Source organism: Flavobacterium soli DSM 19725 (genome assembly GCF_000422705.1).
Taxonomy (GTDB): domain Bacteria; phylum Bacteroidota; class Bacteroidia; order Flavobacteriales; family Flavobacteriaceae; genus Flavobacterium; species Flavobacterium soli.
The window spans coordinates 47,533-60,501 of sequence record NZ_AUGO01000002.1; the positions used below are offsets into that span (position 1 = coordinate 47,533).

A 12,969-nucleotide genomic window follows, 5' to 3' on the forward strand; every position below is an offset into this window, starting at 1 on the left:
AAACCTATTATGAAGTTTATAATTGCTGATGTCAAAATAATGAATAACAGCATGATTAGAGAGAAAAGAAATACTGATATTAAAGGAATTACGGTAGTTGAAATGCCATTGCAAATCTTATCTCCTAAAAAAAGAAAAATAAAGATAGCGATAACTTTTAAAGTTGCCGAAAATGAAAATTTAGATACTTTTTGAAAGAATGTATTGTTTTCTGAATGGTTTATATTTTTACCTGTTGTAAACAATATGATTAGATATAAAACTGGATAGATAATTCCCCAAAACAAGGAAGATCCTTGAACTCCAAAATCAGCAATTTCTAAAAATAATTCGATAACATTGGTAGGTTTAAAAATCAAATAAGAAAGAATACAGCTGAATGGGAAACCAACAAGTAAGGCATATAAACCTCTAATATTCTCGTTTGACACTTTCATACTATATAGTAAATTAAAATGCCCCAAGTTTCCTTGAGGCATTTTATATATTAAACCAAAGCTTCTTTAATTCTCTTCAAAGCTTCCGTTAATACTTCTTCGCTTGTAGCGTATGAAAAACGAATGCAGTTAGGGTTTCCAAAAGCATCTCCTGTTACAGTTGCTACATTGGCTTCTGCCAAAAGATACATCGAAAAATCATCAGCATTTTTGATTTCTGTTCCTCTCAATGTTTTTCCAAAATAAGAAGAAACATCTGGGAAAACATAAAACGCACCTTCTGGAACATTCAGTTTCAATCCTGGAATATTTTTAATTAATCCCACAACCAAATCTCTACGGCTTTTGAAAGCACCTACCATTTCGTTCAAAACACTTGGATCTGCATCAACAGCAGTAATGGTAGCTCTTTGTGCAATAGAATTGGCACCACTAGTTACCTGTCCTTGCATTTTGGTACACGCTTTTGCAATGAATTCTGGAGCTCCAATATATCCGATTCTCCATCCTGTCATGGCAAATGCTTTTGCTACACCATTAACGGTAATCGTTCTTTCTAACATTCCAGGAATCGAAGCAATGCTGCAAAATGTTCCCGAAAAGTTGATGTGTTCGTAGATTTCATCTGAAACCACAAATATATTTGGATATTTTTCCAATACTTTCGCCAAAGCTGTCAATTCCTCACGACTGTAAACCGAACCGCTTGGGTTGCAAGGCGAGCTGTACCAAATCATTTTTGTTTTTGGTGTAATTGCAGCTTCTAATTGTTCCGGAGTGATTTTAAAATCGCTTTCTACAGAAGTAGGAACTTCTACAGGAACTCCGCCCGACATTTTTACGATTTCAAAGTAACTAACCCAGTAAGGAGCGGGAAGAATAACTTCGTCTCCGTCATTTAGCATTACTTGTGCAATGTTGTATAAAGATTGTTTGGCACCAGTTGAAACAACAATGTTTGCTGGTTTATACTCTAAATTATTATCTCTTTTGAATTTTCTACAGATGGCTTCTTTTAGTTCGACATATCCGTCAACTGGCGAATAGGTGCTGTAGTTTTCATCGATGGCTTTCTTTGCAGCTTCCTTGATAAAGTCAGGCGTGTTGAAATCTGGTTCGCCCAAACTTAAGCTAATAATGTCTTTTCCTTGTGCTTTTAATTCTCTTGCCAATGCCGCCATTGCCAAGGTTTGTGATGTTGATAAGCTGTTAATTCTATCCGATAAATGGTTCATTGAAAAAAAAATTGTGTGTTGATGTTTTTGGTTTGTTGTAGTATAATTATGCCATTTGAGGCTCCTGACCCAAATCTCTCAAATGTTTGAAGTGAGCCATAACAGCACCTCTCATGGTTTTGAATTCATGATAAGGAAGGTTACATTCTTTAGCAGTTTCCTTCACGATTTCTGCAATCTTGCCATAATGAACGTGGCTGATGTGTGGAAAAATATGGTGCTCAATTTGGTGGTTCAATCCGCCTGTAAACCAGTTTACAATTCTGTTTTTTGGAGCAAAATTAGCAGTAGTGTATAATTGGTGAATTGCCCAAGTGTTTTCGATTTCGCCTTCAGCATTCGGAATTGGATTTGTAGTTTCATCTACAACGTGTGCCAATTGGAAAACGATACTCAAAATCAAACCAGCAGTATAATGCATTACGAAAAAGCCAATTAATACTTTCCACCAAGTGATGCCGATAATCATTGGCAAGACCAACCAAAGCGATACGTAAATAATTTTTGTAATCACTAAGACCGTCCATAATTTAGCTGGACTTTGTGGTTCTCCATACGATAACTTACGTTTCAAATAGGCTTTCATCTGTTTGAAATCAGTAGTAAGGGCCCAATTGAAGGTCAATAATCCATAAAGGAAAACCGAATAGTAATGTTGGAATTTGTGAAACCTTCTCCATTCTGCTTCTTGGGTAAAACGGATGATTCTTCCCGCATCTAAATCTTCGTCATGACCGTGAATGTTGGTGTAAGTATGGTGCAAAACGTTGTGCTGAACTTGCCAGTTGTGAACATTTCCTGCCAAAATATAGATGCTTCCGCCCATAAATTTATTCAGCCAAGACCTGTTGGAGAACGAACCATGGTTTCCGTCATGCATCACGTTCATTCCAACTCCAGCCATACCGATTCCGATTACCATCGAAAGCAATAGCATCACCCAGAAAGGCATTTCTAAAGTTAGAATTAAAAAGTAAGGCGTCAAGAAAATGACGAACATGATAATTGCTTTCAAATGCAATTTCCAGTTACCGGTTTTCTTGATATTATTTTCCTTGAAGTAATTGTTCACACGCGTGTTCAATGTCCTGAAAAACTTCAGGCTATCTTGTTTGGAAAAGGTTGGAATTGTGGTATTCATATATAATTTATAATTAATCTAAAATAGAATTTTCAAAGATAAATATTATTGTATAATCAAAACGCAGGAAAAGGTTAAAAATTTCATCACGAAAAGCATTACTTTTGTGACCCGATATTTTTTATCGGAATTTAAAAAGTAAATTTTTTTAAAATGGAAGAAATTCTAAAGCATTTCCCTAACCTGACTGATATTCAGAAAGAACAGTTTCAAAAATTAGAGGAATTATACCATGATTGGAATGCAAAAATCAACGTCATTTCACGCAAGGATATTGATGAATTATATACCAAACATGTGCTTCATTCTTTGGCTATAGCCAAAATCCAACCGTTTGAACCAGGAACCTATATTTTAGATGTAGGAACAGGGGGTGGCTTTCCAGGAATTCCTTTGGCAATTCTTTTTCCTGAAACACGTTTTTATCTTATTGATGTCATCCTGAAAAAGATTAATGTAGTAAAAGCTGTAGCCGAAGGATTAGAACTTAAGAATGTCAAAGCTGAGCAAATCCGTGCCGAAAACGTAAAAGGAGATTTCGATTTCATCGTAAGTCGTGCTGTTACGAATATGCCCGATTTTGTTTCTTGGATAAAAGATAAAATCAAGAAGCAACAAAAACACGAACTCAAAAACGGAATTCTATATCTAAAGGGAGGCGATTTGACCGAGGAATTAAAAGACTTCCCAAAAGCAACAGAATACAATATTGCCAATTTCTTTGAAGATGAATTCTTTGAAACCAAAAAGGTAGTTCATTTGCCCCTTAAATTTAAGTTGTAATATTTTTAAACCATTAAGAAGTTAAGTTTCATTAAGTTTTGAATGGCTTAACTTTTCTTAATTCCTTAATGGTTTAAATTTTTTAAAAAGAAAAGCCGATTCAAAAACTGAATCGGCTTTTCTTTTATCTCAAACAGTGGAAACTGAAAACTGACCACTGTGACTGAATAAAATTATTCTCCTAAAAACGGATATCTGTAATCCTCAGGAGTTACAAAAGTTTCCTTGATCGTTCTTGGTGAAGCCCAACGAAGTAAGTTCAATGCAGAACCAGCTTTATCGTTTGTTCCTGAAGCCCTCGCTCCTCCAAAAGGTTGCATTCCTACAACAGCACCAGTTGGCTTGTCGTTGATGTAGAAGTTACCAGCTGCATTTTTCAATGCTTCTGTCGCTTCAGCAATTGCATAACGGTTTTGGCTAAAAATAGCTCCCGTCAAGGCATATTCTGAAGTTCCATCAACCAATTTCAACGTTTCAGCCCATTTCGCATCTTCATAAACATAGATAGTGATAACTGGTCCGAACAACTCGGTTTCCATAGTAGTATACTTTGGATTCGTAGTGACGATAACTGTTGGCTCAATAAAATAACCTACAGATTTGTCATAATTTCCTCCTAAGATCACCTCAGCATCTGCATCTTTTTTAGCTTGGTCAATATAGCTCGCCAATTTATCAAAAGAACCTTCGTGGATAACTGCTGTAATAAAGTTCCCGAAATCTTCCGGAGAACCCATTTTTAACGATTGAACATCTTTTGTCAATTGTTCTTTTACCGCAGGCCATAAACTTTGTGGAATATAAGCTCTTGAAGCCGCCGAACATTTTTGTCCTTGAAACTCAAATGCTCCACGAACAATTCCAGTTACTACTTGTTTTACATTTGCACTTGGATGGGCAACGATAAAATCTTTACCACCTGTTTCTCCAACAATTCTTGGATAGGTTTTATAGTGGTGGATGTTGTTTCCGATGTTTTTCCAGATGTCTTTAAAAACGTGAGTAGAACCTGTAAAGTGAATTCCAGCAAAATCACGACTTGCAAAAACCGTCTCACTAATCATTTGAGCGTCTCCAAAAACCACATTGATCACACCATCAGGAAGACCAGCTTCTTTGAACACATCGATGATTACTTTTGCAGAAAACACTTGACTGTCGCTTGGTTTCCAAACCACAACATTCCCCATCATGGCAGCACTTGCAGGTAAATTTGCAGCAATGGCAGTAAAGTTGAAAGGTGTAATGGCATAAACAAATCCTTCTAACGGGCGGTATTCTAAACGGTTCCAAACAGACGAATCCGATTTTGGCTGGTCGTTATAGATTTGCGTCATGAACTCTACGTTGTAGCGTAAGAAATCAATTAATTCGCAAGAAGCATCAATTTCTGCCTGAAAGATATTTTTAGATTGTGCAATCATGGTTGCAGCATTGATCTTTGCTCTGTAAGGTCCAGCGATTAATTCGGCAGCTTTCAAAAAGATAGCGGCACGTTGTTCCCAAGCCAAATTAGCCCATTGTTCTTTTGACTCCAAAGCATTGGCAATAGCTTTTTCGATATGGGATTTCTCTGCTAAATGATAGGTTCCTACTACATGTTTATGGTCGTGTGGAGCGGTCATGTTACGGGTGTTTCCGGTTTTAATTTGCTCGCTACCGATATAAAGTGGCACTTCGATTTTTGAGTTCCACATTTCTTTGTAGGCAGCCAATACTGCCGCTTTCTCAGGGCTGTTTGGGGCATACGATTTTACAGGCTCGTTTACTGCTTTTGGTACGTGAAAGAATCCTTTTAACATATTGAAGTATTTTTATAAATTATCAAAATTTCGTTGTACAAAGATATAAAATCAATGCCGAAATAGGAAAAATTTACCAAATCAATAACAAGTACTGAAGATGCAAGAGAAAATTGGTACTCCACAAGTTTCTATTTTTGTCCTATCAACTCTGTTGGCGAATATCCAAACTGTTTTCTAAACGCATAAGAGAAATGCGATAAGTTCTCAAACCCTATTTCATAATATACTTCAATAGGTTTTTTATTCTTTTCGGCAAGTTCATAATGTGCCAAATCTAACCTTTTTTTGGTGAGCCAACGTTGAGGTGTAACGTTGAAAATCTTATAAAAATCACGTTTAAAAGTAGTGAGGCTACGACCTGTCAAATACCCAAATTTTTCCAACGGCATGTTGAACATAAAGTTTTTATCCATAAAGGCAGCCAAGTCAATCTTGTCCGGTTCTTCAAAGTTTGCTAAAATTGAGTCGATGTCCTTGTCAATAGTTGTCAGGATAGAAATCGCTTCCGTAATTTTTAAAGACGCTATGTTTTCTGGAAAGTTTTCCTGCATTTCAAAATAAGGAATCAACGAAGCCAAGCAACTTTCGAGCAATGGATGCTTCTTAAAACTGAAAATTCTGTTTGGTGCAACTTTCTGTTTTCGGTTTTCAGAACCATAAAATTCCCGAAGTCTTTTAACCGATAAGTGCATGGCGACGGCTTTGTGTGGCAGTCCGTCTTTTGGAATATTGATGATAGTAGCCAATTGATTTCTTGGAATCAAAAAAGTACTACCTGCACCAAATATAAAACGTTGATCGGCCTGGATAATTTTTGTTTCGCCGGATAGTAGCCAAACAAGCAAATGATCATCAAATGCGGCTTCCGTTTTAAACAACTTGCCCGTATAGTCGGAAAGTTTAATTTCGGGGTTTATATAATTTACCTGATACTCCATGTTGCTTGTTTGGTAGAAGATACAAATATCACTAAAAATTGAATGTTACTCCTGTCATTTCCTCACTTAATTTCCATAAACGCTTTGCATTGGCTTCGTCCAGGGAATACGGCTTGATACCACCAATAAGGGAAACATCAGTACTTAAAAGTGCTACATCAGCATTTTCGCAATATACGCCACCGATGTTGTTGAGCATCGGACTTGTTGCAGCCCAAACTGTTGTCGCTGCACCTTGCGGAATGGTTTTTAACGAAGAGGCAACTTCAGGCAATATAATCCCATCGGCATCAGTGTAGCCTAATTTATAAAACAAATCCATTGGTGCTTCTCTCGATAATTCTGTTTCACCAACAGCACCCGGGCATAAGGAATAACTTCGGACATTATGGGCTTTTGCCTTTGTGTCCAATTCAAGCGAAAAAAGATTAACGGCTGTTTTTGATTGTCCATATCCTTCCAATGTTTCATACTCACGATACAGGAAATTAGGATCTTCAAAATCAAAATCAGAAAATTGATGTCCGCCAGAAGATACATTTACCACTCTTGCACCATCCGCTTTTTTTAAGGCCGACCATAATCGGGCCGTGAGCTGAAAAAGTGCCAGATAATTGGTTGCTAATTGCGATTCATATCCGCGATTGTCCCTTCTCAAAGGTACCCACATGATCCCTGCATTGTTGATGAGGAGATGCAAGGGCCTGCCGGAAGCCAAAAAATTTTCTGCAAAAGCATCAATAGAATCGGGATGCATTAAATCCATTTCTTCTATTTCTACATTTATAATTCCGTCCAGATTTCTTTTTGCTTTTTCAATGTCCCTTGCCGGAACAATAACCGTGGCACCTGCCTTAGAAAGTGTTTTCACGGTTTCTAGACCTATACCCGAATTGCCTCCTGTTACGATGGCAATTTTACCCGTAAGGTCAATGCCTTTTATAACTTCGCTAGTGGTAGATTTTGCGTTAAATCCTGAACCAATTGGTTGCTGTAACGCTCCTTGATAATTGTGCTGTCCCATTTTTAAAATTTTAATGTGTTGGGACAAAATTAGAAGGTATTTAGTGTAGTTACTTTGTTCAAACGTCTAAATGAACTTTGTTTAAAAGGCCAGTCGCTTTGCAGGGATAGCTCAATTGCAGGGTAAGGAAAGTAGAATCAGCCAATACGTGAAACCGATGTGGACTTGGTGCTTCATGGTGTTGGATGTGAAATCGGGAGATTTAGTAGAACTTCACTACTAATAATGAACACTTCACATAGTAGGAAAAAGAGCAAAGAAGAAAGACAAAAGAAAAAGACAAAATATTAGTGGTCGGTCAAGGTATTGCTATAGTAGCCTGCCTCATGCTCAAAATAATTATCATAGTAGTTAATCCTGTTCCTGTTTTCTAATCCATAAAGGAAAAGCTGCACTGCACTATTGTATTCAATCGCCACCCATTTATCGAATGTCTTGAAAAAGCTTGATTTACTGACCAAATAAGCATGCGGTTTATCCAAGTAAGTATTGATTCCATTAAAATCGTTTAGTTGATAGAGGTGAATAATCTCATGCGAAATCAAATTATAAAATCCGGGTGTGTCTGGTTTATACACAATATTGCCCGGAAAGGCAATCCCCACACTATTGGTTTCTTCCCATCTTTTCGTGTTGGTCGAAAAGATAAACTGGCCCGTTTGCAATGTTTTTTCCAACTCAAATTTAGACTGAAAGGCAATCCCGATGGTGTGGACCAAAGACACAGGCATCACTTTATACTGAACCTTGGGACCATCTGAGAGGTCCAGCTCAATTCGGTTGAAGCCATAATTGAGGTGCCACTTCTCCCAGAAATTCCTATTTGCTGCTGCATTTTCTACAATCGAAGTTCCTGCTGCATTTACAATCTTGGAAGGCCATGAAAAACCCAATTCCTTGTTTTGATGCACAAGCCTTATTAACCGCTTGCTTTCGAAGATAGTATACCCGCCAACTGCACCTTGCCATAACCCTTTCAATAAGACCGATCCAAGTTTTTCATCGGGTTTCTTATTGATCATGGCGCCAATGCCTCCCGTCAAGGAACCCAGTCCGATGTTGTAAAGGCCTGCCTCGGTATCATTAAGTTGTGCAGGGCTGGTTGTAGTAATAATCAGTAAAAAAAGAGTAATTATTCTTTTCATAAGCCGAGGGGTAGAGGGTTGCATTCCTTCGACAAAATGTGTGCCAGTTTACAGGTTCTTTTTTAATTTCAGTTTTTATAAAAACAGGTGCTTTAGTTTTCTCTACGAATACCTGAAGACTTATAAATTTAAAATAAGGGTGTTGGTTTTGAGTCATTTCCTCATGCTACCGAGAGGTTCTAGCTCGTGGCCTCAAACAGAATACTTTTAAATTTTATTAGAGCTAGAAGTTCACCCAGCAGGGGCAAAACCCTTATTAGCGGTAGTTTCTTTTATTTGTTTTTACCATCAAAATTCTTTTCGCCATCATTGGTTATTGTTTTGTGGTAATTTGTATTGAAAATTCTAGTTTCAACTCGTAGTTTATTTAATAAGTTTTCAGCGTTATTTTTAACTTCCGTCCATTTTTCACTTACTCCAATAAATTCGTAATCCCAAATTTCATTCGGAATTTCATCAACTAATTTTTTAAAATTTAGAAGTTCATCTTTATATTTATCTTCGATTACATTATTTCTAAATATAGTTTCAAAACAAGCTGGCAAAAATGCATAGTCTATCTCCTCGTATAATTCTGTCAAAGGGTCAATTAAAACATTTTCCATTTGTTCTAGTTCATCAGAATTATAAGTAAAAAGAATTAATGAGTTAATTAGATTAGTATAATAAAAGTCAACATTTTTGTCATATTCAAACAGCTCATTTTCTTCCAAATTCTCAATATCTTTATTTTCAGATTTTGATTGCTTTTCAGAATGCAGTTTTGATTTAAAAAAGTTGAATTTCATTATCGGAGTGTTGTTTTTTTATAATAGAATGCGGTAGCCAGGAATTACTTAATTCTCTCAACTACAAAATTTTCAGAGATAATATAATGTTGATGGAGATTAAAACTATACGGGCTAACATCGTTGTTTCCGAACATTAGTAATTTAGAGGGTTGTTCGCTAATCCATTTATCTTGACTGTCATTATTTAAAATCTTGAAATCTAAATGATGTTTTGTAAAGACATTTTTTACAATCATTGCTAACGATTCAGGTAGGATTAACGAGCGATTATAATCTTCATCAAAATAATCTCGAATATTCCAAATATAATCGTTAATCCTTATCCAATTCCCAGTTTTATCTTCTAACTCAAGATATAAGTCTCCGATTAATTTGCTTACGTCATTAGTATAATTGTTAATGTCGCATTCAAAATGTTTTTCATTAAACTTCCAAAGTAATGAATGATGATCGAAAAGTCTGATTTTGGGATAAGGCATGAGAATTTCATTTTCAAAGCCTTGAAATTCTTTTAAGTTTTCACACGAGATCTTCCATTCTTCGTATTCAATTGGAACATCATAACTGATTTGATTTATTGAAAATAAAAATTCTACTTTGTTATGAGATTTGATGGAATAGGAAATAAATTTCAAGTTACAATCTTGATAAAACTCAATGGCATTTGTTCTTTCGATTAGTTTTTCTAGCATGGTTTTAGGCAATTGTAAATGTGCTGTTATGTTTTTTTCTTCTGTTTGTAATAAAATGCGGTTGCCGGGCCTGTTATTCTAGGAGCTTTCTAAATTCATTATCAAATATATATTTAAGCCTACGAAGATTATATGATCCAGGAATTCCATAAAGAATGCTTTCGTAAGGCATGTTGTTCTTTTCATATTTGACGAACATAGTAGGTAAACCATCATATGGATCAGTATCCATATCTAATTCGACGATGTAATCAAATGGGATTCTTAAAAATAGATTATAATTTTTCACTTCATATTTAGGATTGTTTTCTCTTTTATCATAAAATGTATCAAGTAAGTCCCAATTTCCGTTTTCATCAAAAATAGCACGACCACCATGAGTAATCAATTCAATTCCGTTTTCGTAAAACTCTGAAAAATTACCTTTAAACCAAGAGCTGATTTCCCCTGTTGAATTTTCTTCAGAATTTGGCCAGCTTATATCATCAACTGACCTGATTAGTATTTGACTATATACAAAACCTATCCATGGTTCATACCATGATAATTCCCAGTCACTTCGCTCCAGCTTTCTCAGTAAGGCTTTCTGCAATTTTCTCTTAGTTGCAAGATTCTTCTTTATCTTTATTTCATTTGGATTGGCTTTGGTCTTATTGGATGTTGAATTTTCACTTTGAAGAATTTTCACAATCCTTTCTAATGTGGAAATTGGCTTACTTTGAATAAGACGTAATAAATCTCTGAAATCTAAAATCTGATTATCCGGGTCAAAACTAATCGACCCTAAATTTTGAAATTGACTATATTTCCTTTGTTTTTTTCCTAAAACAACAATAAAGATTTCAGAATATGTTGCGTTTAATTTTTGCTCTAAAAATTTATCAATCGTATCTTGAATTTTTTTTCTTGATTTCGTTGTAGTGACTTGGACACACAATGAATTTATTTTATCTCCCAAGTCGATGGCTGGGAAATTCATTTTAAGTAAATTTAAATTCTCTAAGCTGTAACCGAAAATTAGATTTAAGATTTCCGTAATAGTGTATTCAGAAAAACTATTTGCATCATAAAGATTAAGAGAAGAAAGATTTTGTAATCTGACTTCCCAAATTGAAAAATGTTCTGAAATTATTTTGATGAAATTTTCTCTCTCACTCATATTAATTGTCACCAATTTGTTTATATCCAAAACAAACCTTCGCCAATCCACCCATTTATAATGTATATGCGAAGTTTTGGTTTTTTATTCCTTCAAATATACATAAAATCATCTCTACAAATTGTAGCTCCACCTTTATCAAACATACAAAACCTCCCTGCCAGCATAAAAGTACGGTAGAAACTCAAAAGAGTGCGGTAAAACCAAAAGAAGCACGGTAAAAACCCAAAAGAGTACGGGACAACCCCAAAAAGTACGGTAGAAATCCAAAAGAGTACGGGACAACCCCAAAAAGTACGGTAGAAATCCAAAAGAGTACGGTAAAATCCAAAAAGAGTACGGTAACAATACTATTTAATTCAGTCCTTTTCTGCTAATATCCCCTGTCTTATCCTCTTTAATCCCGCTATTTTACCTCCTCAAAAACAAACCCAATTTCATAATCAATCGGGACATCTTTTACAAAAAAGGGAATGCCTACAAAAGTTGTCGGTAGTCCTTTCCCTAAACGGTATTTCCCATCCCTATTTAAAAAAACAATAGGCCTACGGCTGTTGCTACCACCATAGGAGCGGTATTCATAAAGTCCCTTCAAGGTGTCGCCATAAATTTGCCCCCGAATGGCTCCAGAATCCTTGCCGTTCTTGCCATATATCATTTCAAATTGGCCATAAAAATGGTTTTCATCTACCACAATATCCAGGAGTGCCGTATCTCTTCCGTTAATGGCTCGGTAGGAAATGTGATCGTCTTTGAAGTTTTTTTTCTTGCAACCAAAAAGGAGTGATGTTAATAGCAAGACGGAAAGCAACGTTGTTTTTGCCATATAAAAAGCAGTTAGGGTAAGTGTCAACGAGAAAATTATGCAAAAAACTTTTATCTTTATACAACGATTAAAAAACTACTATAGTACAATTTAGACTAAAAAACATGGCAAGAATACATCTATTTGAATTTGAAGACCAGGAATGGTTTCCAGCTTTTTTGAGAAACTATGTAACCGATTTTTTGCAGTTCCTGTCCAATAAAACAGGGATGTTCAAACCAGCAGTACCTCTCCTTGAAACACTTTTGAAAGAGGGTAAAACAGCAACTATAATCGACCTTGCTTCAGGTGGCGGAGGTGGACTTCTGGGACTGAGCAAGGAATTGAAAAAGACAGTTCCAGGGTTGAAAATTGTCCTTACGGATTACTATCCGAACCTGCCAGCATTTGTCTATACGAAACAGCAATCAGATACTTTTGATTATTATGAAAAGCCGGTTGATGCCCGAAATGTTCCGGAAGAACTGAAAGGCGTGAGAACTCAATTCTTGTCGTTGCACCATTTTAGGCCAGCAGATGCAAAACAGATTTTGCAAAATGCAGTAGATTCTCATTCTTCCATTGCTATTTTTGAAGCACAGGAGCGAAGTTTTCCAAGTATCTTGGCCATGCTGTTCTCGCCTTTCACCGTTTTTTTTATGACACCCTTTATAAGGCCTTTTAAAATCAGTCGCATTATTTTTACTTATTTGATTCCTATTGTTCCGTTGGTTGTTTTGTGGGATGGTGTAGTATCGTCTTTAAGAACCTATTCGGTTGACGAAATGAAAATGTTGGTGAAGGGTCTTAATAATACGGAGCATTATGAATGGCAGATAGAGAGGATAAAATCGGGTCCGGGGATGTTGTTGTATTTGGTTGGAAGAGAAAAGGTGGCATAAGCAACAGCACATTTTGCGTTTCAACAAAAGTTAAACTTGTTACAAATATATTCCTTCTCCAAAAATGTAGCCTTAAATTTAGGTAACCCAAAATCTCCAACGGATTACCTAA

The 12,969-nt window shown here is 36.0% G+C and carries 13 protein-coding genes; 3 read left to right on the plus strand and 10 right to left on the minus strand.

Annotated features, from left to right (window positions below; genetic code table 11):
* Positions 1-9 precede the first annotated feature (9 nt).
* Positions 10-195: a hypothetical protein gene (locus tag G508_RS19980; protein WP_157485866.1), complete on the plus strand. Its 186-nt coding sequence runs from the start codon at positions 10-12 to the stop codon at positions 193-195.
* Positions 196-487: 292 nt separating this feature from the next.
* On the opposite strand, the gene G508_RS0103275 is transcribed toward G508_RS19980, so the two are convergent.
* The gene (locus G508_RS0103275) at positions 488-1,672 is read right to left on the minus strand and encodes a pyridoxal phosphate-dependent aminotransferase (protein WP_026703982.1); all 1,185 of its coding nucleotides are present in this window, start codon (positions 1,670-1,672) and stop codon (positions 488-490) included.
* A gap of 46 nt (positions 1,673-1,718) precedes the next feature.
* The gene (locus G508_RS0103280; protein WP_026703983.1) at positions 1,719-2,813 is read right to left on the minus strand and encodes a fatty acid desaturase family protein; all 1,095 of its coding nucleotides are present in this window, start codon (positions 2,811-2,813) and stop codon (positions 1,719-1,721) included.
* Positions 2,814-2,966: 153 nt separating this feature from the next.
* On the opposite strand from G508_RS0103280, the gene rsmG reads away from it, so the two are divergent.
* Positions 2,967-3,596, plus strand: coding sequence for a 16S rRNA (guanine(527)-N(7))-methyltransferase RsmG (gene rsmG / locus G508_RS0103285; protein WP_026703984.1), 630 nt, complete (start codon positions 2,967-2,969; stop codon positions 3,594-3,596).
* A gap of 173 nt (positions 3,597-3,769) precedes the next feature.
* Here the strand turns inward: rsmG and pruA are convergent, their stop codons facing one another.
* From pruA to G508_RS0103325, 8 genes are all read right to left on the minus strand, one after another.
* Positions 3,770-5,398 (minus strand): L-glutamate gamma-semialdehyde dehydrogenase, encoded by a 1,629-nt coding sequence (gene pruA, locus G508_RS0103290; RefSeq protein ID WP_026703985.1) that lies wholly within the window; start codon positions 5,396-5,398, stop codon positions 3,770-3,772.
* Between the two features lie 131 nt (positions 5,399-5,529).
* Positions 5,530-6,339, minus strand: a complete 810-nt coding sequence (locus tag G508_RS0103295) for an AraC family transcriptional regulator (protein WP_026703986.1) — start codon at positions 6,337-6,339, stop codon at positions 5,530-5,532.
* 31 nt (positions 6,340-6,370) lie between these two features.
* Positions 6,371-7,363: an SDR family NAD(P)-dependent oxidoreductase gene (locus G508_RS0103300; RefSeq protein ID WP_026703987.1), complete on the minus strand. Its 993-nt coding sequence runs from the start codon at positions 7,361-7,363 to the stop codon at positions 6,371-6,373.
* Between the two features lie 287 nt (positions 7,364-7,650).
* Positions 7,651-8,508: a hypothetical protein gene (locus tag G508_RS0103305; RefSeq protein ID WP_035694046.1), complete on the minus strand. Its 858-nt coding sequence runs from the start codon at positions 8,506-8,508 to the stop codon at positions 7,651-7,653.
* A gap of 272 nt (positions 8,509-8,780) precedes the next feature.
* Positions 8,781-9,296, minus strand: a complete 516-nt coding sequence (locus tag G508_RS18505; protein ID WP_051197422.1) for a hypothetical protein — start codon at positions 9,294-9,296, stop codon at positions 8,781-8,783.
* Positions 9,297-9,340: 44 nt separating this feature from the next.
* Positions 9,341-9,991, minus strand: coding sequence for a hypothetical protein (locus tag G508_RS0103315; RefSeq protein WP_026703989.1), 651 nt, complete (start codon positions 9,989-9,991; stop codon positions 9,341-9,343).
* Positions 9,992-10,064: 73 nt separating this feature from the next.
* Positions 10,065-11,150 carry an SMEK domain-containing protein gene (locus tag G508_RS0103320; RefSeq protein ID WP_026703990.1) on the minus strand — a complete coding sequence of 362 codons (1,086 nt, stop codon included), beginning with the start codon at positions 11,148-11,150 and terminating at the stop codon, positions 10,065-10,067.
* 406 nt (positions 11,151-11,556) lie between these two features.
* Positions 11,557-11,976, minus strand: a complete 420-nt coding sequence (locus G508_RS0103325; RefSeq protein WP_026703991.1) for a hypothetical protein — start codon at positions 11,974-11,976, stop codon at positions 11,557-11,559.
* A 104-nt stretch (positions 11,977-12,080) separates the two neighbouring features.
* Here G508_RS0103325 and G508_RS0103330 point away from each other — a divergent pair, with 104 nt between their 5' ends.
* Positions 12,081-12,857, plus strand: a complete 777-nt coding sequence (locus G508_RS0103330; protein WP_026703992.1) for a hypothetical protein — start codon at positions 12,081-12,083, stop codon at positions 12,855-12,857.
* The last annotated feature ends 112 nt before the right edge of the window (positions 12,858-12,969 follow it).

Bases quoted from the DNA above. Each gene is read 5' to 3' on its own strand.
- G508_RS19980 (WP_157485866.1), top strand. From the start codon at position 10: ATGAAGTTTATAATTGCTGATGTCAAAATAATGAATAACAGCATGATT.
- G508_RS0103275 (WP_026703982.1), bottom strand. From the start codon at position 1,672: ATGAACCATTTATCGGATAGAATTAACAGCTTATCAACATCACAAACC.
- G508_RS0103280 (WP_026703983.1), bottom strand. From the start codon at position 2,813: ATGAATACCACAATTCCAACCTTTTCCAAACAAGATAGCCTGAAGTTT.
- rsmG (WP_026703984.1), top strand. From the start codon at position 2,967: ATGGAAGAAATTCTAAAGCATTTCCCTAACCTGACTGATATTCAGAAA.
- pruA (WP_026703985.1), bottom strand. From the start codon at position 5,398: ATGTTAAAAGGATTCTTTCACGTACCAAAAGCAGTAAACGAGCCTGTA.
- G508_RS0103295 (WP_026703986.1), bottom strand. From the start codon at position 6,339: ATGGAGTATCAGGTAAATTATATAAACCCCGAAATTAAACTTTCCGAC.
- G508_RS0103300 (WP_026703987.1), bottom strand. From the start codon at position 7,363: ATGGGACAGCACAATTATCAAGGAGCGTTACAGCAACCAATTGGTTCA.
- G508_RS0103305 (WP_035694046.1), bottom strand. From the start codon at position 8,508: ATGAAAAGAATAATTACTCTTTTTTTACTGATTATTACTACAACCAGC.
- G508_RS18505 (WP_051197422.1), bottom strand. From the start codon at position 9,296: ATGAAATTCAACTTTTTTAAATCAAAACTGCATTCTGAAAAGCAATCA.
- G508_RS0103315 (WP_026703989.1), bottom strand. From the start codon at position 9,991: ATGCTAGAAAAACTAATCGAAAGAACAAATGCCATTGAGTTTTATCAA.
- G508_RS0103320 (WP_026703990.1), bottom strand. From the start codon at position 11,150: ATGAGTGAGAGAGAAAATTTCATCAAAATAATTTCAGAACATTTTTCA.
- G508_RS0103325 (WP_026703991.1), bottom strand. From the start codon at position 11,976: ATGGCAAAAACAACGTTGCTTTCCGTCTTGCTATTAACATCACTCCTT.
- G508_RS0103330 (WP_026703992.1), top strand. From the start codon at position 12,081: ATGGCAAGAATACATCTATTTGAATTTGAAGACCAGGAATGGTTTCCA.